22 protein-coding genes are annotated in these 23,343 nt (G+C 60.7%); 14 read left to right on the forward strand and 8 right to left on the reverse strand.

Annotation, left to right across the window (positions count from 1 at the left end; genetic code table 11):
* Positions 1-109: 109 nt before the first annotated feature.
* The 3 genes from ACA065_RS03925 to algW form a co-directional block, all read right to left on the reverse strand.
* Complete coding sequence (locus tag ACA065_RS03925; RefSeq protein ID WP_497693406.1) at positions 110-829, reverse strand: DUF4198 domain-containing protein; 720 nt, start codon at positions 827-829, stop codon at positions 110-112.
* 12 nt (positions 830-841) lie between these two features.
* A complete protein-coding gene (locus tag ACA065_RS03930; protein ID WP_497693407.1) occupies positions 842-2,950 on the reverse strand; it encodes a TonB-dependent siderophore receptor in 2,109 nt (702 codons plus the stop codon).
* 108 nt (positions 2,951-3,058) lie between these two features.
* Positions 3,059-4,213 carry a Do family serine endopeptidase AlgW gene (algW, locus tag ACA065_RS03935; protein WP_177016570.1) on the reverse strand — a complete coding sequence of 385 codons (1,155 nt, stop codon included), beginning with the start codon at positions 4,211-4,213 and terminating at the stop codon, positions 3,059-3,061.
* A 102-nt stretch (positions 4,214-4,315) separates the two neighbouring features.
* On the opposite strand from algW, the gene ACA065_RS03940 reads away from it, so the two are divergent.
* The 3 genes from ACA065_RS03940 to cysN all read left to right on the forward strand — a co-directional run bounded on the left by ACA065_RS03940 (position 4,316) and on the right by cysN (position 8,156).
* Positions 4,316-5,074 (forward strand): Nif3-like dinuclear metal center hexameric protein, encoded by a 759-nt coding sequence (locus tag ACA065_RS03940; RefSeq protein WP_497693408.1) that lies wholly within the window; start codon positions 4,316-4,318, stop codon positions 5,072-5,074.
* 256 nt (positions 5,075-5,330) lie between these two features.
* Positions 5,331-6,248, forward strand: coding sequence for a sulfate adenylyltransferase subunit CysD (cysD, locus tag ACA065_RS03945; RefSeq protein ID WP_003171640.1), 918 nt, complete (start codon positions 5,331-5,333; stop codon positions 6,246-6,248).
* 9 nt (positions 6,249-6,257) lie between these two features.
* Complete coding sequence (gene cysN, locus ACA065_RS03950) at positions 6,258-8,156, forward strand: sulfate adenylyltransferase subunit CysN (protein WP_497693409.1); 1,899 nt, start codon at positions 6,258-6,260, stop codon at positions 8,154-8,156.
* A 174-nt stretch (positions 8,157-8,330) separates the two neighbouring features.
* On the opposite strand, the gene yihG is transcribed toward cysN, so the two are convergent.
* The 3 genes from yihG to ACA065_RS03965 all read right to left on the reverse strand — a co-directional run bounded on the left by yihG (position 8,331) and on the right by ACA065_RS03965 (position 11,730).
* Positions 8,331-9,230 carry a 1-acylglycerol-3-phosphate O-acyltransferase, YihG family gene (gene yihG / locus ACA065_RS03955; RefSeq protein ID WP_497693410.1) on the reverse strand — a complete coding sequence of 300 codons (900 nt, stop codon included), beginning with the start codon at positions 9,228-9,230 and terminating at the stop codon, positions 8,331-8,333.
* Complete coding sequence (gene pta, locus ACA065_RS03960; RefSeq protein WP_159954096.1) at positions 9,231-11,330, reverse strand: phosphate acetyltransferase; 2,100 nt, start codon at positions 11,328-11,330, stop codon at positions 9,231-9,233.
* A gap of 79 nt (positions 11,331-11,409) precedes the next feature.
* Positions 11,410-11,730, reverse strand: a complete 321-nt coding sequence (locus ACA065_RS03965) for a DUF3565 domain-containing protein (RefSeq protein WP_497693411.1) — start codon at positions 11,728-11,730, stop codon at positions 11,410-11,412.
* On the opposite strand from ACA065_RS03965, the gene ACA065_RS03970 reads away from it, so the two are divergent.
* Positions 11,699-12,184: an FKBP-type peptidyl-prolyl cis-trans isomerase gene (locus tag ACA065_RS03970; RefSeq protein ID WP_017737905.1), complete on the forward strand. Its 486-nt coding sequence runs from the start codon at positions 11,699-11,701 to the stop codon at positions 12,182-12,184. The two genes, ACA065_RS03965 and ACA065_RS03970, sit on opposite strands and share 32 nt — an antisense overlap.
* A gap of 190 nt (positions 12,185-12,374) precedes the next feature.
* Here the strand turns inward: ACA065_RS03970 and rpsT are convergent, their stop codons facing one another.
* The gene (gene rpsT, locus ACA065_RS03975; protein WP_003171647.1) at positions 12,375-12,653 is read right to left on the reverse strand and encodes a 30S ribosomal protein S20; all 279 of its coding nucleotides are present in this window, start codon (positions 12,651-12,653) and stop codon (positions 12,375-12,377) included.
* Positions 12,654-12,906: 253 nt separating this feature from the next.
* On the opposite strand from rpsT, the gene murJ reads away from it, so the two are divergent.
* The 6 genes from murJ (at position 12,907) to ispH (ending at position 20,451) form a co-directional block, all read left to right on the forward strand.
* A complete protein-coding gene (gene murJ, locus ACA065_RS03980) occupies positions 12,907-14,445 on the forward strand; it encodes a murein biosynthesis integral membrane protein MurJ (RefSeq protein ID WP_497693412.1) in 1,539 nt (512 codons plus the stop codon).
* 119 nt (positions 14,446-14,564) lie between these two features.
* Positions 14,565-15,503 carry a bifunctional riboflavin kinase/FAD synthetase gene (gene ribF / locus ACA065_RS03985; protein ID WP_083360223.1) on the forward strand — a complete coding sequence of 313 codons (939 nt, stop codon included), beginning with the start codon at positions 14,565-14,567 and terminating at the stop codon, positions 15,501-15,503.
* Positions 15,504-15,517: 14 nt separating this feature from the next.
* Complete coding sequence (gene ileS, locus ACA065_RS03990; RefSeq protein ID WP_497693413.1) at positions 15,518-18,349, forward strand: isoleucine--tRNA ligase; 2,832 nt, start codon at positions 15,518-15,520, stop codon at positions 18,347-18,349.
* Complete coding sequence (gene lspA / locus ACA065_RS03995) at positions 18,342-18,854, forward strand: signal peptidase II (RefSeq protein ID WP_053254292.1); 513 nt, start codon at positions 18,342-18,344, stop codon at positions 18,852-18,854. Before ileS ends, lspA begins: the two co-directional genes overlap by 8 nt.
* 7 nt (positions 18,855-18,861) lie before the next feature.
* Complete coding sequence (fkpB, locus tag ACA065_RS04000; protein WP_010213263.1) at positions 18,862-19,299, forward strand: FKBP-type peptidyl-prolyl cis-trans isomerase; 438 nt, start codon at positions 18,862-18,864, stop codon at positions 19,297-19,299.
* Positions 19,300-19,503: 204 nt separating this feature from the next.
* On the forward strand, positions 19,504-20,451 hold the full coding sequence (gene ispH, locus ACA065_RS04005; RefSeq protein ID WP_106578589.1) for a 4-hydroxy-3-methylbut-2-enyl diphosphate reductase: 948 nt from the start codon (positions 19,504-19,506) through the stop codon (positions 20,449-20,451).
* Here the strand turns inward: ispH and ACA065_RS04010 are convergent.
* Positions 20,405-20,986, reverse strand: coding sequence for a GspH/FimT family pseudopilin (locus ACA065_RS04010; RefSeq protein WP_497693414.1), 582 nt, complete (start codon positions 20,984-20,986; stop codon positions 20,405-20,407). The two genes, ispH and ACA065_RS04010, sit on opposite strands and share 47 nt — an antisense overlap.
* A 206-nt stretch (positions 20,987-21,192) precedes the next feature.
* On the opposite strand from ACA065_RS04010, the gene pilV reads away from it, so the two are divergent.
* Genes pilV through ACA065_RS04030 form a run of 4 tightly spaced genes read left to right on the forward strand, consistent with a single transcriptional unit; the run spans position 21,193 to position 23,332 of the window.
* The gene (gene pilV / locus ACA065_RS04015; RefSeq protein ID WP_497693415.1) at positions 21,193-21,678 is read left to right on the forward strand and encodes a type IV pilus modification protein PilV; all 486 of its coding nucleotides are present in this window, start codon (positions 21,193-21,195) and stop codon (positions 21,676-21,678) included.
* Positions 21,675-22,382, forward strand: coding sequence for a PilW family protein (locus ACA065_RS04020; RefSeq protein ID WP_497693416.1), 708 nt, complete (start codon positions 21,675-21,677; stop codon positions 22,380-22,382). The genes pilV and ACA065_RS04020 overlap by 4 nt, the downstream gene beginning before the upstream one ends.
* A gap of 6 nt (positions 22,383-22,388) precedes the next feature.
* On the forward strand, positions 22,389-22,919 hold the full coding sequence (locus tag ACA065_RS04025; protein WP_497693417.1) for a pilus assembly PilX family protein: 531 nt from the start codon (positions 22,389-22,391) through the stop codon (positions 22,917-22,919).
* A gap of 11 nt (positions 22,920-22,930) precedes the next feature.
* Positions 22,931-23,332 (forward strand): type IV pilin protein, encoded by a 402-nt coding sequence (locus tag ACA065_RS04030; RefSeq protein ID WP_497693418.1) that lies wholly within the window; start codon positions 22,931-22,933, stop codon positions 23,330-23,332.
* Positions 23,333-23,343 lie beyond the last annotated feature (11 nt).

A 23,343-nucleotide genomic window follows, 5' to 3' on the forward strand; every position in this document is an offset into this window, starting at 1 on the left:
GACTTGCTCGCGAATGCGGTGGGTCAGTCAATACATTCGACGACTGACACTCCGCCTTCGCGAGCAAGCCCGCTCCCACATTTACTGTGCCCACTTTGAATTTTTGGTGTTACTCGTGATGCGGTTCACCGAGGAACGTCAGCGAGGTGAATAACCCACGCGTCGCCACCTCGGCATTGTCTTTGAGCGGGATCTCTACCTGCGCAGCAATCACATTCAACCCTTCATTGCGCACCAGCACCTGGGCCCGGCCATCCTTGTCGGTCTCGGTGCTCAAGGTGTTGGGGGCATTGCGATAGTCGCCCACCAGCTTGATCCCCGCCGCGGGCTTGCCATCCAATAGCACCCGCACCGGCAGTGAATGGCCCGGTCCTACGGTCAGCGGGTCTACTTCGGGCAGGATCAGCAGCTTGATCTGATCCAGCTTGGGCAACTTTGCCCCCGGCTGGTAAATCGCCAGGCTGTACTTGAAGGTCTGGGTCGATTCAATCGCCCCTGGCACTTGGCTGCGGCCCTGGTTGATCCATTTCTTGTCCGGCGTTTGCGACCACATCCCGTTATCCAAGGCGACCGCTAAAACAGCGGGCGATTTGAGCGGCTTGAGGCGTGCGTGGTCGGCCAGGCGTTCCACGGTAACCGGGATCATTTTGCCGCTGGCGTCATACGCCCAGGCGCCGCTGATTTTCTGTGCCTTGAACGCGTTGTCCTCGGCGCCGTGGCCGTAGATCACTTCGATATTGCCGCGCCGTTGTTCGGTCCACAGGCCGTGGGCCGAGACGTGGCTGGCAAACAGCAGGCTGAGCAGGGCCAGGGATTTGAAAGCTTGCATGGGGGCGTCCTTTTACAGGTTGAGGGTCAGGCTGACGGTGAAGTTGCGCGGCTCGCCGGGTGTGACCCAGTAATTGCTGTAGGAGCGCTCGTAGTACTTTTCGTCAAATAGGTTGTTGAGGTTCAGGCCCACGGTGACGTTGTCGCTGGCCTTGTAGTGGGCGAGCAGGTCGACGGTGTGGTAGGCGGGCAGTTCGAAACGGCTACCCGCCTCGCCGGAGCGGTCACCAACGTAGGTAAATGCTGCGCCCAGGTCCGAGCCGCGCAGCAGGCCCTCCTGGAACTCATACACACCCAACAGACTGCCGCTGCGCTTGGCCACGCCAAGAATCCGGCTGCCAGTGGGGATGGTTTTGTCGCCCTTGGTCACCTCGGCGTCGATGTAGGCGAAGGCGCCAATGACTCTTACGGCGTCCGTCAATTGCCCGCTCAGTTGCAGGTCAAAACCTTGGCTGCGCGCTTTGCCCATGGCGCGGTTGGTATCGGTGGCCGGGTCCAGCGCCAGGACATTTTCCTTTTCGATATGGAAGGCGGCGAGGGTGGTGCTCAGGCGGTCGTCGAACAGCTCACTCTTGATCCCCACTTCATAACCTACGCCTTCTTCCGGCTTGAAGGATTTGCCGCCTGCGTCCAGGCCGTTGTTCGGTTTGAACGAGGTTGAGGCATTGGCGAATACGCCGACTTGCGGGGTGAGCTGGTACAGCAAACCGGCGCGCTGAGTGAGGGCGTTGTGGGTTTGCCGGCTTTTGGCATGGTTGCGGGTGAAGTCATCGTTGCTTTGTTCGACGTGCTCCAAGCGCGCACCGAGCATGCCGCGCAGGCGGTCAGTGAAGACGATCTGGTCCTGCAGGTTCAGCGCCTGGCTTTTCACCTGTTCGAAGAAGTCGGTGCCGGAGCGCGCGCCGTTGGGTTTGGGCTGGCCGTAGATGGGCTTATAGATGTCGATGGCGTAGGGGCTGCCGGCGATGGCTGTCACGCGTTCTTTCTTGCGGTAGTCCTCGTACTCGGTGCCGATCAGCAGTTCGTGCTGCCAACGGCCAATGTCGAACAGACCGCGCAGTTCCAGTTGGGTGATGCTGTCATGCCAACCGGTGGAGCGTTCGCGGTAGCGGCGGTTGACGGTATGGCCGTCGGCATTCAGCGCGCGGCTTTCCGAGGCGTCGCCCCACAGGCTGCCCTGTTTATAGTGGCTGGCGAGGCGCAGTTGCCAGGCGTCGTTGAGGTGATGTTCCAAGGCGGCCTGGAGGCGGTTGTTGTGGTTGCGGATGTTGCCGTCGTTGGGCTCGCCGAGGAAGGTGGAGCGGGACATGCGCTGTGGCGCGACGATGCCACGGTCGAAGGTTGAGCGGTGGCGCACGAATTCGCTTTCCACCAGCAGACGGGTGTCCGGGTCCAACTGCCAGCTGAAAGACGGCGCGACGAATACGCGCTGGGCGTCGACGTGATCGCGAAAGCTGTGGTTGTCTTCAACCGCCAAGTTCACGCGCGACAGCACGCGGCCTTCGCTGTCCAGCGGCGTGTTCACATCCAATGCGGTGCGATAGCGGTCCCAACTGCCGGCGCTGGTTTGCACGGTGGTGAAGGCTTGCGGTTGGGGCTTCTTGGTGACGATATTCACCGTACCGCCAGGATCGCCGCGCCCGTACAGGCTGGCAGCGGGGCCTTTGAGCACTTCAATGCGCTCGATGTTGGCCGCGTCCGGCGTGCTCGGGTAGCCCCGGTTGGCGCTGAAACCGTCCTGGTAGAACTCCGAGGTGGTGAAGCCGCGCACGCTGTATTCGTAAAGCGTCAGGCCGCCGAAGTTGTTTTGCTTGGACACGCCGCCGGCAAATTCCAGGGCGCGCTCGACGTTGGTGCTGCCCAGGTCCTTGAGCACCGTGGCGGGAATGACGCTGATCGATTGCGGGATGTCACGCAGCGCCGTGTCAGTCTTGGTCGCGCTGGCAGAGCGGGTGGCGCGATAACCTTTGACCGGGCCGGTGGCCGATTCATAGGCGTCGGAGGTGACGCTGATGGTGTCCAGTTCTACAGTTTCTTCGGCGTAGTTTTCTTCGGCGTAGGCGGGGTCGAGCAGCAAACCCAAGGCCAGGCCAGCCAAGGGCGCGATTTTTCGAGGCGGCATGCTAGAGCGTTCCAATGTCTATATTGAAACAATATAACATGACTAATGAGAATGGATTTCTTTTGAAATATTAGGTTACAGGAGCCCGCGAACGGGCTCCCAACCCCATTATTCCTCTTCTTTCACCGGCGCAGGCGGTGGGCGCAGGCCGATTTCCGCCAGCAGCTTGATCTCTTTGCCGTTGCGCATTACCTGGATCGCCACCTTGTCGGTTGGCTTGATCCGCGCCACCTGGTTCATCGACTTACGGCCATCACCCGCCGGCTCGCCGTCGATGCTGAGGATCACATCACCCAATTGCAGGCCGGCTTTCTGCGCCGGGCCGTCGCGGAAGATCCCGGCGACCACGATGCCTGGGCGGCCGGTCAAGCCGAACGACTCGGCCAGTTCCTTGGTCAGCGGCTGTACTTCGATGCCCAGCCAGCCGCGAATCACCTGGCCGTGCTCGATGATCGACTTCATCACTTCCATGGCCAACTTCACCGGGATCGCAAAACCGATGCCCTGAGAGCCGCCGGACTTGGAGAAAATCGCCGTGTTGATACCGGTCAGGTTGCCATTTGCATCCACCAGCGCGCCACCGGAGTTGCCCGGGTTGATCGCCGCGTCGGTCTGGATAAAGTCTTCGTAGCTGTTGAGCCCCAGCTGATTACGCCCCGTGGCGCTGATGATGCCCATGGTCACCGTCTGGCCGACGCCGAACGGGTTGCCGATGGCCAGCGCCACATCACCGACGCGCAGCCCTTCGGAGCGGCCGATGGTGATCGAAGGCAGGCTTTTTAAATCGATTTTCAATACGGCGAGGTCGGTTTCCGGGTCGCTGCCGACCACGCGGGCCAGGGTTTCGCGGCCGTCGCGCAGGGCCACCACAATCTGGTCGGCGCCGGTGGTCACGTGGTTGTTGGTGAGGATGTAGCCTTCGGGGCTCATGATCACCCCGGAACCGAGGCTCGATTCCATCCGGCGCTGCTTGGGCCCGTTGTCGCCGAAATAGCGGCGAAATTGCGGGTCTTCAAACAACGGATGCGCCGGTTTGTTGATGACCTTGGTGGTGTACAGGTTGACCACGGCGGGCGCGGCGATGACCACAGCATCGGCATAGGTCACCGGGCCTTGCACCACCGAGCTGCTTTGCGGGGCCTGTTGCAGGTTCACATCAAGGCTGGGTAAGCCCACCCATTGGGGATAACGCTGAATAATCAGCATCGCGATCAGCACGCCAGCCAACAATGGCCATCCAAAAAAACGCAGTGCCTTGAGCATCAAGTAAGTCCTGACAGGTTGCAGGGGGCGGGAGAGCGCCCATAATGTCGCGCATTATACGAGGCTGCGAGCGCCTCGGAACGGGATATTTAGGAGTCTTTTATGGCCGTCCCCCTTACCACCCTCGTCGAGGAAGCAGACCGCTACCTTGGCAGTGCAAAAATTGCCGATTATTGCCCCAATGGCCTGCAGGTCGAGGGCCGCCCGCAGGTGATGCGCATCGTCAGCGGCGTGACCGCCAGCCAAGCCCTGCTCGACGCCGCCGTCGAAGCCCAGGCCGACCTGGTGCTGGTGCACCACGGTTATTTCTGGAAGGGCGAAAACCCGTGCATCACCGGCATGAAGCAGCGCCGCCTGAAAACCCTGCTCAAGCACGACATCAGTTTGCTCGCCTACCACCTGCCGCTGGACCTGCACGTGGACGTGGGCAACAACGTGCAACTTGCTCGCCAGTTGGATATCACCGTCGAAGGCCCGCTCGACCCGAGCAACCCCAAAATCGTCGGCCTGGTCGGCTCCCTCGCCGAGCCGTTGTCGCCCCGCGACTTCGCCCGCCGTGTGCAGGATGTGATGGGCCGCGAGCCGCTGCTGATCGAGGGCAGCGAGATGATCCGCCGTGTCGGCTGGTGCACTGGCGGTGGCCAGGGCTATATCGACCAGGCGATTGCCGCCGGTGTCGACCTGTACCTGAGTGGCGAAGCCTCTGAACAAACCTTCCACAGCGCGCGGGAAAACGACATCAGCTTTATCGCTGCCGGGCACCACGCCACTGAGCGCTACGGTGTCCAAGCGTTGGGCGATTACCTGGCCCGACGGTTTGCCCTGGAACACCTTTTCATCGATTGCCCCAACCCGATCTAACTACCACCTGGGAGCAAATGTGGGAGCGGGCTTGCTCGCGAATGCGGTGTGCCAGTTGATACATATGTTGACTGACACTCTGCTTTCGCGAGCAAGCCCGCTCCCACATTCGACTAAGTTGGGCCAAACTCAGCGGCATATTCATATACCGTTTCGATCTAGCTGGCTCCCTGAATAGAAGCAGGTGCTGTGCTAGCATGCCCCGCTCGAACACGGCCCGCTGGCCGTCCATAAGATCGTTTTTCCGTGAGTAGCCATGGTCGACAAACTGACGCATCTGAAACAGCTGGAGGCGGAAAGCATCCACATCATCCGCGAGGTCGCCGCCGAGTTCGACAACCCGGTGATGCTCTACTCGATCGGTAAAGACTCCGCCGTGATGCTGCACCTGGCGCGCAAAGCCTTTTTTCCGGGCAAATTGCCGTTCCCAGTGATGCACGTCGACACCCGCTGGAAATTCCAGGAAATGTACAAGTTCCGCGACAAAATGGTCGAAGAGCTTGGCCTGGACCTGATCACCCACATCAACCCGGATGGCGTGGCGCAGAACATCAACCCGTTCACCCACGGCAGCGCCAAGCACACCGACATCATGAAAACCGAAGGCCTCAAGCAGGCCTTGGACAAGCATGGTTTCGACGCAGCGTTCGGCGGTGCCCGTCGCGATGAAGAGAAATCCCGCGCCAAAGAGCGCGTGTACTCGTTCCGCGACAGCAAGCACCGCTGGGACCCGAAGAACCAGCGCCCGGAGCTGTGGAACGTCTACAACGGCAACGTCAACAAGGGCGAGTCGATCCGTGTGTTCCCGCTGTCCAACTGGACCGAGCTGGACATCTGGCAGTACATCTACCTGGAAGGCATCCCGATCGTTCCGCTGTACTTCGCCGCCGAGCGCGACGTGATCGAAAAGAACGGCACGTTGATCATGATCGACGACGACCGCATCCTCGAGCACTTGTCCGACGAAGACAAAGCCCGAATCGTCAAAAAGAAAGTACGTTTCCGTACCCTTGGCTGCTACCCGTTGACGGGCGCGGTGGAGTCCGAAGCCGAGACGCTGACGGACATCATTCAGGAAATGCTCCTGACGCGAACTTCCGAGCGCCAGGGCCGTGTCATCGACCACGATGGCGCCGGCTCGATGGAAGATAAAAAACGTCAAGGCTATTTCTAAGGGGCTGTCATGTCGCACGTATCTGATTTGATCAGCGAGGACATCCTCGCCTACCTGGGCCAGCACGAGCGCAAGGAAATGTTGCGCTTCCTGACCTGCGGCAACGTCGACGACGGCAAGAGCACCCTGATCGGGCGCCTGCTGCACGACTCCAAGATGATCTACGAAGATCACCTGGAAGCCATCACCCGCGATTCGAAGAAGTCTGGCACCACCGGTGACGACATCGACCTGGCCTTGCTGGTCGACGGCCTGCAGGCTGAACGCGAGCAGGGCATCACCATTGATGTTGCCTACCGCTACTTCTCTACCGCCAAGCGCAAATTCATCATCGCCGACACCCCCGGCCATGAGCAGTACACCCGCAACATGGCCACCGGTGCCTCCACCTGTGACCTGGCGATCATCCTGATCGACGCCCGCTACGGCGTGCAGACCCAGACCCGTCGCCACAGCTTTATCGCCTCGTTGCTGGGCATCAAACACATCGTGGTGGCCGTCAACAAGATGGACATCAATGGCTTTGACCAGAGTGTGTTCGAGCAGATCAAAGCTGATTACCTGAAGTTCGCCGACGGCATTGCCTTCAAGCCGAGCACCATGGCCTTCGTGCCGATGTCGGCGCTCAAGGGCGACAACGTGGTGAACAAGAGCGAGCGTTCGCCTTGGTACACCGGCCAGTCGCTGATGGAGATTCTCGAAACTGTCGAGATCGCCAACGACCGCAACTACACCGACCTGCGTTTCCCGGTGCAGTACGTCAACCGTCCGAACCTGAACTTCCGTGGTTTCGCCGGCACCTTGGCCAGCGGCATCGTGCACAAGGGCGACGAGGTTGTAGTGCTGCCGTCGGGCAAGAGCAGTCGCGTCAAATCCATCGTCACCTTCGAAGGTGAGCTGGAGCACGCCGGCCCAGGCCAGGCCGTGACCCTGACCATGGAAGACGAGATCGACATCTCCCGTGGCGACCTGCTGGTACATGCCGACAACGTGCCGCAAGTGACCGACGCCTTCGACGCCATGCTGGTGTGGATGGCTGAAGAACCGATGCTGCCGGGCAAGAAGTACGACATCAAGCGCGCCACCAGCTACGTGCCGGGTTCCATCACCAGCATCGTGCACCGCGTGGACGTGAACACCCTGGCCGAAGGCCCGGCGAGTTCGCTGCAGTTGAACGAGATTGGCCGGGTCAAGGTCAGCCTCGACGCCGCCATCGCGCTGGACGGTTACGACAGCAACCGCACCACCGGTGCGTTTATCGTCATCGACCGTTTGACCAACGGCACTGTGGCCGCAGGCATGATCATCGCGCCACCCGTCAACCACGGCGGTTCTGCGCAACACGGCAGCCTCGCCCATGTAGCCACCGAAGAACGCGCTCTGCGCTTCGGCCAGCAGCCGGCCACCGTGTTGTTCAGCGGCCTGTCGGGTGCGGGTAAAAGCACCTTGGCCTACGCGGTTGAGCGCAAGCTGTTCGACATGGGCCGTGCAGTGTTCGTACTGGATGGCCAGAACCTGCGTCACGACCTGAACAAGGGCTTGGCGCAGGACCGCGCCGGGCGTACTGAAAACTGGCGACGTGCCGCCCACGTAGCGCGCCAGTTCAACGAAGCCGGCCTGCTGACCCTGGCTGCGTTCGTCGCCCCGGATGCCGAAGGCCGCGAACAGGCCAAGGCGCTGATTGGTGCCGATCGCCTGCTGACGGTTTACTTGCAAGCGTCGCCGCTGGTGTGCGCCGAGCGTGATCCGCAAGGCCTGTACGCAGCCGGTGGGGATAACATCCCTGGCGAGTCCTTCCCGTACGACGTGCCGTTGAATGCCGATCTGGTGATCGACACCCAGGCCCTGTCGCTGGAAGACAGCGTCAAGCAAGTGCTGGAACTGTTGCGTCAGCGCGGCGCGATCTAAACCTCGCCGCCACAAAAAAGCCCGCCACCGATCACTCGGTGGCGGGTTTTTTACATGCTCAAGATCGGGCACGGTTAAATGTGGGAGCGGGCTTGCTCGCGAAAGCGGTTTATCAGCCACACATGTATTGGCTGACACTCCGCCTTCGCGAGCAAGCCCGCTCCCACATTTTTATCATCTGTTTTCTGGATAATCTGTGTGCAGCTTTTCCAGCAGCGCATCTTTGTCTTCCCAAAGCCCGTTGATCCAGCCCTGAAACGCCAACCGATACTCCCCGTCCTGCTCATAATTCTTGCCGATAAACCCGGCCGGAATCTGCACCTCTTCAAAGTGCACCACCACGTCCTTCACATTCCCACACAGCAAGTCCCAGTACCCAGGGCGCCCGCCAGGATAGTGAATAGTCACGTTCACCAGTGACTTCAGCTGCTCGCCCATGGCATCCAGTACAAACGCAATCCCGCCCGCCTTGGGTTTGAGCAAATAGCGAAACGGGGATTTCTGCTGCGCATGCTTGCCCGGCGTAAACCGGGTGCCCTCGGCAAAGTTGAAAATGCCCACCGGGTTGCTGCGAAACTTCGCACAGGTCTTGCGCGTGGTTTCCAGGTCTTTGCCTTTCTTCTCCGGGTGCTTCTCCAAATAGGCCTTGGTGTAGCGCTTCATGAACGGGAAGCCCAACGCCCACCACGCCAGGCCGATCACCGGCACCCAGATCAGTTCCTGCTTGAGGAAGAACTTCAGCGGGCGAATGCGTCGATTGAGCACATATTGCAACACCATGATGTCCACCCAGCTCTGGTGGTTACTGGTCACCAGGTACGAGTGCTGATAGTCCAGGCCCTCAAGCCCGGTCAGGTGCCAGCGCGTGCGCCGTACCAGGTTCATCCAGCCCTTGTTATTGGTAACCCAGGCTTCGTGGGTGTGGTTCATCAGCCACTCGCTGAAGCGCTTGGCAAACGGCAGCGCCTTGAACAGCGCGACGATAAACAGGAACGAGCACAGCAGGATCGTGTTCAGCGCCAACAATAAGGACGCGATCACCCCGCGCACGGCGGCAGGTAGAAAATCCAGCATTTAGATATCCATAGGTCGGTTGGCGGCTTGAATCGCAGTCAGTGCGATGGTGTACACGATGTCGTCGACCTGCGCACCGCGCGGCAGGTCGTTTACCGGTTTGCGCAGGCCTTGCAGCATTGGGCCCAGGCTCACGCAGTCGGCGCTGCGTTGTACGGCTTTGTGCGTGGTGTTGCCGGTGTTGAGGTCCGGGAACACAAACACCGTGGCCTTACCGGCGACCAAGCTGTTGGGCGCCAGCTGTCGGGCCACGGTTTCGTTGGCGGCGGCGTCGTACTGCAACGGGCCGTCGATCAGCAGTGAGCTTTGCTGTTCGTGGGCGAGCAGGGTCGCTTCGCGAACTTTTTCCACTTCTTCGCCGCTGGCCGAGTCGCCGCTGGAGTAGCTGATCATCGCCACGCGCGGTGTAATCCCAAACGCGGCGGCCGAGTCGGCGCTTTGCAGGGCGATTTCCGCCAGCTCGGCGGCGCTTGGGTGCGGGTTCATCACGCAGTCGCCATATACCAGCACCTGCTCGGGGAACAGCATGAAAAACACCGACGACACCAACGTGCAGCCGGGCGCGGTTTTAATCAGCTGCAGGGCAGGGCGGATGGTGTTGGCGGTGGAGTGGATAACGCCCGAGACCAGGCCGTCCACTTCATCCAGCGCGAGCATCATGGTGGCGATCACCACGGTGTCTTCCAGTTGCTGCTCGGCCATCGGCGCGTTGAGGCTCTTGCTCTTGCGCAGTGCGACCATCGGTTCGACATAACGCTGGCGAATCAGGTCCGGATCAAGAATCTCCAGGCCTTCGGGTAACTCGATACCGTGGGCACGGGCCACGGCTTCCACATCTGCCGGTTTGGCCAGCAGCACGCAACGGGCAATGCCGCGTGCCTGACAAATGGCGGCGGCTTGCACGGTCAGCGGTTCGCTGCCCTCGGGCAGCACAATACGTTTGTTCGCGGCCTGGGCGCGCTGGATCAGCTGGTAGCGGAACACGGCCGGCGACAAGCGCATCTCCCGTGGCGTGCCGCAGCGTTGGTGCAGCCAGCGCGCGTCGAGGTGGCTGGCGACGAAGTCAGTGATGATTTCTGCGCGTTCGCGGTCATCAATCGGGATTTCTTTGTTGAGGCTGTTGAGTTGGTTGGCGGTGTCGTAGGAACCCGTGCTCACCGACAACACCGGCAGCCCGGCCTGGAACGCGCCACGGCACAAATCCATGATGCGCGGGTCGGGCAGCGTGTCGCTGGTCAGCAGCAGCCCGGCCAGCGGCACGCCGTTGATCGCGGCCAGGCTGACGGCGAGGATGATGTCGTCGCGGTCGCCTGGGGTGACCACCAGCACGCCGGGCTTGAGCAGCTCCACGGTGTTACGCATGGTGCGCGCGCAGATGATGATTTTGGTCATGCGCCGGCTTTCATAGTCACCGGCGTTGAGGATCTGCGCGCCCATCAGGTCGGCCACGTCGCGGGTGCGCGGCGCGTTCAGTTCGGGCTGGTAGGGAATGCAGCCGAGCAGGCGGAAATCACCGCTGCGCAACAGGGGCGAATGCTCTTTGAGGCGCGCCGAGAACGCTTCCATGCTTTCGTCGGTGCGCACCTTGTTGAGGATCACGCCCAGCACTTTCGGGTCTTTGGGGCCGCCGAACAGTTGGGCCTGCAATTCCACGCGGCCGGAGAGCTCGGTGAGCACTTCGTTTTCCGGGGCCGAGACCAGGATCACTTCCGCATCCAGGCTCTTGGCCAGGTGCAGGTTGACCCGTGCTGCGTAGCTGGCGCTGCGGGTCGGCACCATGCCTTCGACGATCAGCACGTCCTTGCCCACGGCGGCTTGCTGATACAGGGTGATGATTTCTTCGAGCAGCTCATCGAGCTGGCCGTCACCGAGCATCCGCTCCACATGGGCCAGGCCCAGCGGTTGTGGCGGTTTCAGGCCGTGTGTACGAGCCACCAGCTCGGTAGAGCGCTCGGGGCCGGTGTCGCCCGGGTGCGGCTGGGCAATCGGTTTGAAAAAGCCGACTTTCAGCCCGGCTCGCTCAAGTGTGCGCACCAGCCCAAGGCTGATGGAGGTCAGACCCACACCAAAATCGGTGGGCGCGATAAAAAAAGTCTGCATGCGAATTCTCTGGAGGTGCATGGCTTCGGTGGCGCTCTATGGCTGAGCGCCTACCGGGAATCAGGCAACAAGGTTATCGTTATTCGCGCTCTTGCGCACACCAGCCGCACGCAAAGGCTTGGCCTATTTTTTCAAGGCGTTGCGCGGGGTCGAGAACCCAGGCGCGGGACTGCCAGGGCGGCTGATGGCGCAGGTGTTGGGTGTGGCCGCAGGACAGCTCGGCGACCCAGTGCTGGTCGTCGTCCTGTCGAAAGCCAATGATGAAGGATGCCGTTGATCGGCCCCGTCTGTCCGGGTTGTGTTCGCTTTCGGGCAAATCCTTGTTTAGACTTGTCCGTTCTTCATTCTTATGCAAAAGGTCTCGCCCCATGACGATCGCCGCTAACAAGGCTGTCTCCATCGACTATACCCTGACCAACGACGCTGGTGAGGTCATCGACAGCTCCGCCGGCGGCGCGCCGCTGGTCTACCTGCAAGGCGCAGGCAACATCATCCCGGGCCTGGAAAAGGCTCTGGAAGGCAAGAGCGTCGGTGACGAACTGACCGTCGCCGTAGAACCTGAAGATGCTTACGGCGAATACTCCGCCGAACTGGTCAGCACCCTGAGCCGCAGCATGTTCGAAGGTGTTGACGAGCTGGAAGTGGGCATGCAGTTCCACGCTTCCGCGCCGGACGGCCAAATGCAGATCGTCACCATCCGCGACCTGGACGGCGATGATGTGACTGTCGACGGTAACCACCCTCTGGCTGGCCAGCGCCTGAACTTCCAAGTGAAGATCGTTGCCATCCGCGACGCTTCCCAAGAAGAAGTGGCCCACGGCCACGTTCACGGTGAAGGCGGTCACCAGCACTGATTGATGTATTGATCAGTTGGTAGCAAAAACGCCCCGACTGGTTCGGGGCGTTTTTTTTGGCCTGAAAATGCACCGCTCCCACAAGGAGAACTGTGGTGATTCTGTGGGCAAACAAAAATGCCCCGCACCTTTCGGTACGGGGCATTTCTTAACTGTTACGTAACCTGGGCTACGCGGCAGTTGTTACCACTTAGGCTGCTGCAGCGACGTTCAGAGCCTTGATGTGGCCATTCAGGCGGCTCTTATGACGAGCGGCCTTGTTCTTGTGGATGATGCCTTTATCGGCCATACGGTCGATAACTGGCACGGCCAGAACGTAAGCAGCTTGGGCTTTTTCAGCGTCTTTGGTGTCGATGGCTTTAACTACATTCTTGATGTAGGTACGAACCATGGAACGCAGGCTGGCGTTGTGGCTGCGACGCTTCTCAGCCTGTTTTGCACGTTTTTTGGCGGAAGGTGTGTTGGCCACCGTCGAGCTCCTCGAAAGACTTTTTAGGAAATAGCAAACAAAATAGGCCGCGAATCATGCCGATGACTTGATGGGTTGTCAAGGGCGGCTGATGCGAACTGCTGAGTGGTCGATCTGAAGAGGCGGGTGATTTATTTCCGGCGCTTGACCTGTAAACTCGCGAGCTTTGGCTCTGTGCTGTTGCAGGCGCGCAGTATCGCATAAGTGGGCGCTTTGTTCGCCTGCTCTTTATCTATAGGCGCAAACTCTTTCAATGAATCTGCTCAAATCGTTGGCTGCCGTCAGCTCTATCACCATGATTTCCCGGGTTTTGGGGTTCGTACGTGACACCCTGCTGGCGCGTATTTTTGGCGCCAGCATGGCCACGGATGCCTTCTTTATTGCCTTTAAACTGCCCAACCTGCTGCGGCGGATCTTCGCCGAGGGGGCTTTTTCCCAAGCGTTCGTGCCAATCCTGGCCGAATACAAGACCCAGCAGGGCGAAGAGGCGACCCGCACGTTTATTGCGTACGTTTCGGGCCTGCTGACCCTGGTGCTGATGCTGGTGACCATCGCCGGCATGCTCGCCGCGCCCTGGGTGATCTGGGCCACGGCGCCTGGTTTTGCCAACACCCCGGAAAAATTCGCGCTGACCACTGATCTGCTGCGGGTGACCTTTCCTTATATATTGCTGATTTCCCTGTCGTCCCTGGCCGGGGCTATCCTCAACACCTGGAACCGCTTCTCAGTGCCGGCTTTTGTGCCGACCTTGCTGAACGTCAGCATGATTATTTTCGCGCTGTTCCTCACGCCGTACTTCGACCCGCCGGTGATGGCTCTGGGCTGGGCCGTACTGGCCGGTGGCCTGGCACAGTTGCTCTACCAACTGCCGCACCTGAAAAAGATCGGCATGCTCGTACTGCCGCGCCTCAACCTCAAGGACACCGGCGTATGGCGCGTGATGCGCAATATGCTGCCGGCGATCCTTGGCGTTTCGGTCAGCCAGATTTCCCTGATCATCAACACCGCCTTCGCCTCGCTGCTGGTCTCGGGCTCGGTTTCGTGGATGTATTACGCCGACCGTCTGATGGAGCTGCCGTCCGGCGTGCTTGGCGTGGCGCTGGGCACGATTCTGCTGCCGACCCTGGCGCGTACCTACGCCAGCAAAGACCGCCAGGAGTATTCGCGCATCCTCGACTGGGGTTTGCGCCTGTGTTTCATGCTGGTGCTGCCGTGCTCACTGGCATTGGGTATTTTGGCCGAGCCGTTGACGGTCGCGTTGTTCCAATACGGCCAGTTTGATGCGCATGACGCATTGATGACCCAGCACGCGCTGGTGGCTTATTCCGTCGGGCTGCTTGGCATTATCGTAATCAAAGTGCTGGCGCCGGGCTTCTACGCCCAGCAAAACATCCGCACGCCGGTGAAAATCGCGATCTTCACGCTGATCGTCACCCAACTGCTCAACCTGGTGTTCATTGGCCCGCTGGCCCACGCCGGCCTGGCGCTGGCCATCAGTGCGGGTGCCTGCATCAACGCCGGCCTGCTGTTTTACCAACTGCGCAAGCAGCAAATGTTCCAGCCGCAGCCGGGCTGGGGGATGTTTGCCCTCAAGCTGGTGGTGGCGGTGGCGGCAATGTCGGCGGTACTGCTGGGCCTGATGCACTTTATGCCGGCCTGGGATCAAGGCCATATGCTGGAGCGCTTCCTGCGCCTTGGCGTATTGGTGGTCGCAGGCGTGGTGGTGTACTTCGGGATGTTGCTGCTGCAAGGCTTCCGCCTGCGAGATTTCAATCGCAAGTCCCTGGGATAGAGAGTTTGCCGCGATAAAACGGATGTTTTATCGATTCGATCCATTTGGCCTGCGCTGTTGCCTGTCGTCCGGGGCTGGGTGTGGTTATAATCGACCACTTTATGAGCAAGAAGCGCGTTATGCAGCTGGTTCGAGGTCTCCACAACCTGCGCCCCGAGCATCGGGGCTGCGTCGCCACTATTGGCAACTTTGACGGTGTTCACCGTGGCCACCAGGCTATCCTGGGCCGGCTGCGTGAACGTGCGGTCGAGTTGGGCGTGCCCAGCTGCGTGGTGATTTTTGAGCCGCAGCCACGGGAATTCTTTACCCCGCAAACGGCGCCTGCACGTCTGGCCCGCCTGCGCGACAAGTTGCAACTGCTGGCGGAAGAGGGCGTGGACCGTGTGCTCTGCCTGGCCTTCAACCAGCGTTTGCAAAGCCTCAGCGCCGCCGAGTTCGTCGACCGTATCCTGGTGGACGGCCTGGGCGTACAGCACCTGGAGGTCGGCGACGACTTCCGTTTCGGTTGCGACCGCGTCGGGGATTTCGACTTCCTGCAACACGCCGGCGTGAACCAAGGTTTTACCGTCGAAGCCGCGCAAACCGTCGAACTGGACGGCCTGCGCGTGAGCAGTACCCAGGTGCGTAATGCTCTGGCCGCTGCCGACTTCGCGTTGGCCGAGCGTTTGCTCGGTCGCCCGTTCCGCATTGCAGGGCGGGTATTGCACGGCCAGAAGCTGGCGCGCCAACTCGGTACGCCAACCGCCAACGTGCAACTCAAGCGCCGTCGTGTGCCACTCACCGGGGTTTACCTGGTGAGCGTCGACATCGATGGCCAATCGTGGCCGGGAGTCGCCAACATAGGCGTCAGGCCCACGGTTGCAGGTGATGGCAAGGCCCACCTGGAAGTTCACCTTTTGGATTTTGCCGGTGATTTGTATGACCGGCGTTTGACGGTGGTTTTCCACCAGAAGCTGCGTGAAGAGCAGCGTTTCGCCTCGCTTGAGGCGTTGAAAACGGCGATCAATGCGGATGTCGCCGCCGCCCGTGCACTAGCCGCACCTAGCGCCCATCGCTAACCGAAGAGCCTTAAATGACCGACTATAAAGCCACGCTAAACCTTCCGGACACCGCCTTCCCAATGAAGGCCGGCCTGCCACAGCGCGAACCGCAGATCCTGCAGCGCTGGGACAGTATTGGCCTGTACGGAAAGTTGCGCGAAATTGGCAAGGATCGTCCGAAATTCGTCCTGCACGACGGCCCTCCTTATGCCAACGGCACGATTCACATCGGTCATGCGCTGAACAAAATCCTCAAGGACATGATCCTGCGCTCCAAAACCCTCTCGGGTTTCGACGCACCTTATGTTCCGGGCTGGGACTGCCACGGCCTGCCGATCGAGCACAAAGTCGAAGTGACCTACGGCAAGAACCTGGGCGCGGATAAAACCCGCGAACTGTGCCGTGCCTACGCCACCGAGCAGATCGAAGGGCAGAAGTCCGAATTCATCCGCCTGGGCGTGTTGGGCGAGTGGGACAACCCGTACAAAACCATGAACTTCAAGAACGAGGCCGGTGAAATCCGTGCCTTGGCCGAAATCGTCAAGGGCGGTTTCGTGTTCAAGGGCCTCAAGCCCGTGAACTGGTGCTTCGACTGCGGTTCGGCCCTGGCTGAAGCGGAAGTCGAGTACGAAGACAAGAAGTCCTCGACCATCGACGTGGCCTTCCCGATCGCCGACGACGCCAAGCTGGCCGAGGCCTTTGGGCTGGCAAGCCTGAGCAAGCCGGCTGCCATCGTGATCTGGACCACCACCCCGTGGACCATCCCGGCCAACCAAGCGCTGAACGTGCACCCGGAATTCACCTACGCCCTGGTGGACGTCGGTGACCGCCTGCTGGTGCTGGCCGAGGAAATGGTTGAAGCCTGCCTGGCCCGTTATGAGCTGCAAGGTTCGGTAATCGCCACCACCACCGGCACCGCGCTGGAACTGATCAACTTCCGTCACCCGTTCTATGACCGTCTGTCGCCGGTGTACCTGGCTGACTACGTTGAGCTGGGGTCGGGCACGGGTGTGGTTCACTCCGCGCCGGCCTACGGCGTTGACGACTTTGTGACCTGCAAAGCCTACGGCATGGTCAACGATGACATCCTCAACCCGGTGCAGAGCAATGGCGTATACGCGCCGTCGCTGGAGTTCTTCGGCGGCCAGTTCATCTTCAAGGCTAACGAGCCGATCATCGACAAGCTGCGCGAAGTCGGTGCGCTGCTGCACACCGAAACCATCAAGCACAGCTATATGCACTGCTGGCGCCACAAGACTCCGTTGATCTATCGCGCCACCGCGCAGTGGTTTATCGGTATGGACAAAGAGCCGACCAGCGGCGACACCCTGCGTGTGCGCTCCCTCAAAGCCATCGAAGACACCCAGTTCGTCCCGGCGTGGGGCCAGGCGCGCCTGCACTCGATGATTGCCAACCGCCCAGACTGGTGCATCTCCCGCCAGCGCAACTGGGGCGTGCCGATCCCGTTCTTCCTCAACAAGGAAAGCGGCGAACTGCACCCACGCACTGTCGAGCTGATGGAAGTCGTGGCTCAGCGTGTCGAGCAGGAAGGCATCGAAGCCTGGTTCAAGCTGGACGCCGCCGAGTTGCTGGGCGACGAAGCGCCGCTGTACGACAAGATCAGCGACACCCTCGACGTGTGGTTCGACTCCGGCACCACTCACTGGCACGTGCTGCGCGGTTCGCACCCGATGGGCCACGAGACCGGCCCGCGTGCCGACCTGTACCTGGAAGGTTCGGACCAACACCGCGGCTGGTTCCACTCCTCCTTGCTGACCGGCTGCGCCATCGACAACCACGCGCCGTACCGCGAACTGCTGACCCACGGCTTCACCGTCGACGAGACGGGCCGCAAGATGTCCAAGTCGCTGAAAAACGTGATCGAGCCGAAAAAGATCAACGACACCTTGGGCGCCGACATCATGCGTCTGTGGGTAGCGTCGACCGATTACTCGGGTGAGATCGCCGTGTCGGACCAGATCCTGGCCCGTAGCGCCGATGCCTACCGCCGTATCCGTAATACCGCACGCTTCCTGTTGTCGAACCTGACCGGTTTCAACCCGGCCACCGACATCCTGCCGGCCGAGGACATGCTTGCCCTGGACCGTTGGGCTGTGGACCGTACCCTGTTGCTGCAGCGCGAGTTGCAGGAGCATTACGGCGAATACCGCTTCTGGAACGTGTACTCCAAGATCCACAACTTCTGCGTGCAGGAGTTGGGTGGTTTCTACCTCGACATCATCAAGGACCGCCAGTACACCACCGGCGCCAACAGCAAGGCGCGCCGTTCGGCGCAGACCGCGCTGTACCACATCAGCGAAGCACTGGTGCGCTGGATTGCACCGATCCTGGCCTTTACCGCCGACGAACTGTGGGAATACCTGCCGGGCGAGCGTAACGAGTCGGTGATGCTCAACACCTGGTACGAAGGCCTGACCGAATTGCCGGCCGACTTCGAGCTGGGCCGCGAGTACTGGGAAGGCGTGATGGCCGTCAAAGTTGCGGTGAACAAGGAGCTGGAAGTGCAGCGCGCGGCCAAGGCCGTCGGTGGCAACCTGCAAGCCGAAGTCACCCTGTTTGCCGAGGAAGGCCTGACCGCCGACCTGGCCAAGCTGAGCAACGAACTGCGCTTCGTGCTGATCACCTCGACCGCAAGCCTGGCACCGTTTGCCCAGGCCCCCGCGGACGCCGTGGCCACCGAAGTACCAGGCCTCAAGCTGCAAGTGGTCAAGTCGGCCTTCCCTAAGTGCGCCCGTTGCTGGCACTGCCGTGAAGACGTTGGCGTGAACCCTGAGCATCCGGAAATCTGCGGTCGTTGCGTCGACAACATCAGCGGTGCTGGCGAGGTTCGCCACTATGCCTAATGCTTCCAGCCGTTTCGGACGTCTGGGCTGGCTCGTACTGAGCGTGCTGGTGCTGGTCATTGACCAGCTCAGCAAGGCTCACTTCGAAGGCGCCTTACAGATGTACCAGCAGATCGTGGTCATTCCTGACTACTTCAGCTGGACCCTGGCCTACAACACCGGCGCCGCCTTCAGCTTCCTCGCTGACAGCTCCGGCTGGCAGCGCTGGTTGTTCGCCCTGATCGCCGTGGTGGTCAGCGCGGTGCTGGTGGTCTGGCTCAAACGCCTGGGCCGCGATGACACCTGGCTCGCCATCGCCCTGGCCCTGGTGCTGGGCGGCGCGCTGGGCAACCTGTACGACCGCATTGCCCTGGGCCATGTGATCGACTTTATCCTGGTGCATTGGCAGAACCGCTGGTACTTCCCAGCGTTCAACTTTGCCGACAGCGCGATCACCGTCGGTGCAATCATGCTGGCGTTGGACATGTTCAAAAGTAAGAAAACCGGAGAGACCGTCAATGACTGATCAGGTATTGGCTGAGCAACGCATCGGCCAGAACACGGAAGTCACTTTGCATTTCGCACTGCGCCTGGAGAATGGCGACACGGTCGACAGCACGTTCGACAAAGCCCCGGCGACCTTCAAGGTGGGCGATGGCAACCTGCTGCCGGGTTTTGAAGCGGCGCTGTTCGGTTTCAAGGCCGGAGACAAGCGTACCCTGCAGATCCTGCCGGAAAACGCCTTTGGCCAGCCCAACCCGCAAAATGTGCAGATCATCCCGCGTTCGCAGTTCCAGGACATGGACCTGTCGGAAGGCCTGTTGGTGATCTTCAACGATGCGGCCAATACTGAGCTGCCCGGCGTGGTGAAAACCTTCGATGACGCGCAAGTGACCATCGACTTCAACCACCCGTTGGCCGGTAAAACCTTGACGTTTGACGTCGAAATCATCGACGTTAAAGCGCTCTGACTGACGAATTCGGCCTATTGTAGGGGCGAGCTTGTTGTGGCGAGGGGGCTTGCTCCCGCTGGAGTGCGCAGCACTCCCAAACGGTTCACCGAGATCCATCTGATGTTTCTCGATCACCCAGGTTGGGGCTGCTTTGCAGCCCAGCGGGAGCAAGCTCCCTCGCCACACAAGCTCGCTTCTACAGGGCAAGACACGAGGCACAGCATGCAAATCAAACTCGCCAACCCCCGTGGCTTCTGCGCCGGAGTGGACCGGGCGATCGAAATCGTCAACCGCGCCCTGGAAGTCTTCGGGCCGCCGATTTATGTGCGCCATGAAGTCGTCCACAACAAATTCGTGGTTGAAGACCTGCGCGCGCGCGGCGCCATCTTTGTTGAAGAACTCGAGCAGGTGCCGGACGACGTTATCGTCATCTTCAGTGCCCACGGTGTATCCCAGGCCGTGCGTACCGAAGCTGCCGGCCGTGGCCTTAAGGTATTCGACGCCACCTGCCCATTGGTGACCAAGGTGCACATCGAAGTCGCGCGTTACAGCCGCGACGGCCGTGAATGCATCCTGATCGGCCATGCCGGCCACCCCGAGGTTGAAGGCACCATGGGCCAGTACGACGCCAGCAATGGCGGCGCCATCTACCTGGTGGAAGACGAAAAGGATGTTGCCAACCTGCAGGTGCAAAACCCTGAGCGGCTGGCCTTTGTCACGCAGACCACCTTGTCGATGGACGACACCAGCCGTGTAATCGATGCCCTGCGCACGCGCTTCCCGGCCATCGGCGGCCCGCGCAAAGACGACATCTGCTATGCCACGCAAAACCGCCAGGATGCAGTCAAGCAATTGGCTGATGAATGCGATGTGGTGTTAGTGGTCGGCAGCCCCAACAGTTCCAACTCCAACCGCCTACGCGAATTGGCTGAACGCATGGCTACCCCGGCGTACCTGATCGACGGTGCCGAAGACATGCAGCGCAGCTGGTTCGATGGTGTCGAGCGCATCGGCATTACCGCGGGCGCCTCGGCCCCGGAAGTCCTGGTACGCGGTGTGATCCAACAGCTGCAGGCCTGGGGTGCAACCGGTGCCGATGAGCTGGCCGGCCGTGAAGAGAACATCACGTTCTCGATGCCGAAGGAGCTGCGGGTTCGCTCGTTGCTGTAAGCCCCAAGGTGCCGGAGTCATTCCGGCACAACGCCTGCTCGGCGGTGTCGCTGCGCAGGCTGATGCGCCCGCTGGGGGCAAGTACCAGCTGAAACAGGCTTTGCGCCTGGCCCGTGTCGCACACATGCACCGTGCCTGCACGGAAACCTCCCGCTGAGAATATCGGCTCGCCCGACCCGCTGAAGCGTACCTGGCTCTTGACCGGCCCATTACCGACAATCGGTATTTGCCCGCTGCCCTGTCGTTCCAGCAGCACTGGGTTGTTGTCGTCCAAGGGGCCGCGCCCGCTTTCGTCCACGATCACTCGCCAACCCAGGCTCCAGTTCTCGTCCTGTGCGTAAATGACCACCGCCCGATTGCGCGCAATGGCCTCAGTGCGGGCGTAGCGCAGGCCGCCGACCAGCGACTGCGCAGCGGTTTGTCGTTGCTGCGATTCAAGCAAGCCTCTGAAACCGGGTACTGCCAGGTTTGCCAGGATGCCGCTCAGAAGCAGGCTGAGCAGCAGTTCGATCAGGGTGAAGCCGCGTTCTTTCATGTGCCGTCCCTCCGTGGACGTAGTCAGTGTTTCCGGTGATAGGCATAGGTATAGCGCCGCTCTCCGGGTGCTGAATGATGGCCTTTATGTCCAAAGTATTTCCCTTTGTTCCGGGAGCAGCGCCAGCCAAAAACCGGCGCTAGTCTTGGGCCGTACAGCAGGTTTCGCCTGCTTTTTTCCGGCCTTCGACACGGATGACGACGGTAATGCTTGTTTGCCCGAACACACACTCTGCCTGCGCTTTGCCCCGGCACCAATCCGGCATGACCCTGATCGAGGTGCTGGTGGCGGTGCTGATTCTTGCGGTTGGCCTGCTGGGCGCTGCGGTGATCCAGCTCAATGCACTCAAGTACACCGACAGTTCAAGAATGATCAGCCAGGCCAGTTTCATTGCCTACGACATGCTGGACCGCGTTCGGGCCAACTCGGGTGCCGATTACTCTTGGGGCCGAACCGAAAGCGCGCCGCCCAGCACGTCTACCGCCAGCGTACGTGACCTGGACTTGCATGATTTCGAAGCCAATATCGTCGGGTTTGCCGGGGTGAGCGCCAAAGGCTCTGTGGTGGTCAGCGGTAGCGAGGTGACCGTCAGTATCAGTTGGGACGATGCCAGGGGAGCGAAAAACCGCGGCGCACGGGAAACCTTCACCCTCACCAGTCGCATTGCCAGCGCGTGGGAGCTGGCGCAATGAATCGCTTTGCGCGGGGTTTCAGCCTGGTGGAGTTGCTACTGGCGCTGGCGGTCGGGCTGGTGCTGACCCTCGGCGTCAGTCAGGTCGTCATCAGCGCTCGAACCACCCACGCCAGCCAGCAGGCCGCCATGTTGCTGCAGGACGATGCGCGGTTTGTGCTGGGCAAGATGATTCAGGACGTTCGCCAGGCGGGCATGTTTGGTTGCCTGGCGACGGCGTATATCGATAACGCACCGCCCGCCTTTGATCGACCGATTGGCTGGAATGCCACGGGCAGCTCCAGGTCACTCACGGTGGTCTCCGCCGATTCGGCAGGCGAGGGTGGCAAACCTGACTGGACGGTGCTCTCTGATTGTACCGGCACAGCCCAAGCCTATACGGGGAGCTCGCCGCCACCGGCGCCTGGCCAAATTCGGTTCGCGATACACCAGCTCACCTACACCTTTGAAACGGGTCAGTTGAAGGTCAGTACACCCGCAGCGCCGGCCAAGACGGTGCTGGTGGATAACGTACAGGCGTTCGACATCAGTTTTGGTATGGCGGCCAAACCCGGCTCGGTTCGCGTGGTGCGCTACGACGCCAGCCCGGCTGATGAGTCGCTGATACGCAGTGTGCGCTTGCAGATGACGCTGCGAGACCCGACGGGGCGCGTGAAGGATCAGGCCTACAGCGTCGTCGCCGCGCTGCGTAATCGGTTGGGGTAGGGCGATATGCTGAGTTATCACGGCGTTTACTCGCGCCAGACCGGCATGGTCCTGCTGATCAGTCTGGTGTTTCTGTTGGTGTTATCACTGATTGGCCTGGCTTCGATGCAGGGGGCGGTGTCCCAGCAAAAGATTGCCGGCAGTGTCTGGCATCGCAATCAATCATTTCAAAGCGCCGAAAGCGGCCTGAGGCTGGGGGAGTTGATCGTGCAGCGTACCGGGGCTGCGCTGCCGTTGTGCCGGTCGATCAGCAACTGCGCACCGCCGCAGGAGTCGTTTTCGGTGGTGGGTGCTGGGGCGAATCCTGTTTCAGCAGTTAACTGGGTTGCCTTGAAGGGTGGCCTGTATGCAGTCCAATCGCTGGGGCAGGGAGCGGGGCTGGCGGGTTTTGCGCCGGGAAAACCGGCCGCGTTGTACCGCGTGACGGCGGTGGGGCTCAGTGGTCAATCGCGCACGGTTCTGGAGACGGTATATGCACGGGTAAACGAAGAGTCAGATCTGAGATTTCGTCGGGTTTTATGGCGGCAACTTCAATAAGGAGCGTAACAATGGGCAAGGATTGCCAAGGGTTTACCCTGATCGAGTTACTGATCGCTGTAGCGATCATGGCGTTTCTGGCCGGGATCGCTTACCCCGTGTATACCGGCCATGTAAAAAAAGTCTATCGCGCAGAAATCGCGGCGTTGTTGACCGAGCAAGTTCACTACCTGGAGCGTTTTTACACACGCCACGGCACTTTTATTGATGCAAGCGGCGTCAGTGCGGGCAATGATCGCTATAGAATCAGCGCTGCATTGAACCCTCAGGAGTTCAGCCTGGTGGCTACGCCTGCCATCGGCTCAGTCATGGCAGGGGACCCCTGCGGTGAGTTCAGCTTGAGCAGCTCCGGCGTACGCAGCAATCCGGGCGCGGCACCTGAAATGTCGCGCAAGGCGTGCTGGGGGCAATGATGAGAGTGCTG

Source organism: Pseudomonas sp. LBUM1640, from assembly GCF_059716225.1.

Bases quoted from the DNA above. Each gene is read 5' to 3' on its own strand.
- ACA065_RS03925 (WP_497693406.1), bottom strand. From the start codon at position 829: ATGCAAGCTTTCAAATCCCTGGCCCTGCTCAGCCTGCTGTTTGCCAGC.
- ACA065_RS03930 (WP_497693407.1), bottom strand. From the start codon at position 2,950: ATGCCGCCTCGAAAAATCGCGCCCTTGGCTGGCCTGGCCTTGGGTTTG.
- algW (WP_177016570.1), bottom strand. From the start codon at position 4,213: ATGCTCAAGGCACTGCGTTTTTTTGGATGGCCATTGTTGGCTGGCGTG.
- ACA065_RS03940 (WP_497693408.1), top strand. From the start codon at position 4,316: ATGGCCGTCCCCCTTACCACCCTCGTCGAGGAAGCAGACCGCTACCTT.
- cysD (WP_003171640.1), top strand. From the start codon at position 5,331: ATGGTCGACAAACTGACGCATCTGAAACAGCTGGAGGCGGAAAGCATC.
- cysN (WP_497693409.1), top strand. From the start codon at position 6,258: ATGTCGCACGTATCTGATTTGATCAGCGAGGACATCCTCGCCTACCTG.
- yihG (WP_497693410.1), bottom strand. From the start codon at position 9,230: ATGCTGGATTTTCTACCTGCCGCCGTGCGCGGGGTGATCGCGTCCTTA.
- pta (WP_159954096.1), bottom strand. From the start codon at position 11,330: ATGCAGACTTTTTTTATCGCGCCCACCGATTTTGGTGTGGGTCTGACC.
- ACA065_RS03970 (WP_017737905.1), top strand. From the start codon at position 11,699: ATGACGATCGCCGCTAACAAGGCTGTCTCCATCGACTATACCCTGACC.
- ACA065_RS03965 (WP_497693411.1), bottom strand. From the start codon at position 11,730: ATGGAGACAGCCTTGTTAGCGGCGATCGTCATGGGGCGAGACCTTTTG.
- murJ (WP_497693412.1), top strand. From the start codon at position 12,907: ATGAATCTGCTCAAATCGTTGGCTGCCGTCAGCTCTATCACCATGATT.
- ribF (WP_083360223.1), top strand. From the start codon at position 14,565: ATGCAGCTGGTTCGAGGTCTCCACAACCTGCGCCCCGAGCATCGGGGC.
- ileS (WP_497693413.1), top strand. From the start codon at position 15,518: ATGACCGACTATAAAGCCACGCTAAACCTTCCGGACACCGCCTTCCCA.
- lspA (WP_053254292.1), top strand. From the start codon at position 18,342: ATGCCTAATGCTTCCAGCCGTTTCGGACGTCTGGGCTGGCTCGTACTG.
- ispH (WP_106578589.1), top strand. From the start codon at position 19,504: ATGCAAATCAAACTCGCCAACCCCCGTGGCTTCTGCGCCGGAGTGGAC.
- ACA065_RS04010 (WP_497693414.1), bottom strand. From the start codon at position 20,986: ATGAAAGAACGCGGCTTCACCCTGATCGAACTGCTGCTCAGCCTGCTT.
- pilV (WP_497693415.1), top strand. From the start codon at position 21,193: ATGCTTGTTTGCCCGAACACACACTCTGCCTGCGCTTTGCCCCGGCAC.
- ACA065_RS04020 (WP_497693416.1), top strand. From the start codon at position 21,675: ATGAATCGCTTTGCGCGGGGTTTCAGCCTGGTGGAGTTGCTACTGGCG.
- ACA065_RS04025 (WP_497693417.1), top strand. From the start codon at position 22,389: ATGCTGAGTTATCACGGCGTTTACTCGCGCCAGACCGGCATGGTCCTG.
- ACA065_RS04030 (WP_497693418.1), top strand. From the start codon at position 22,931: ATGGGCAAGGATTGCCAAGGGTTTACCCTGATCGAGTTACTGATCGCT.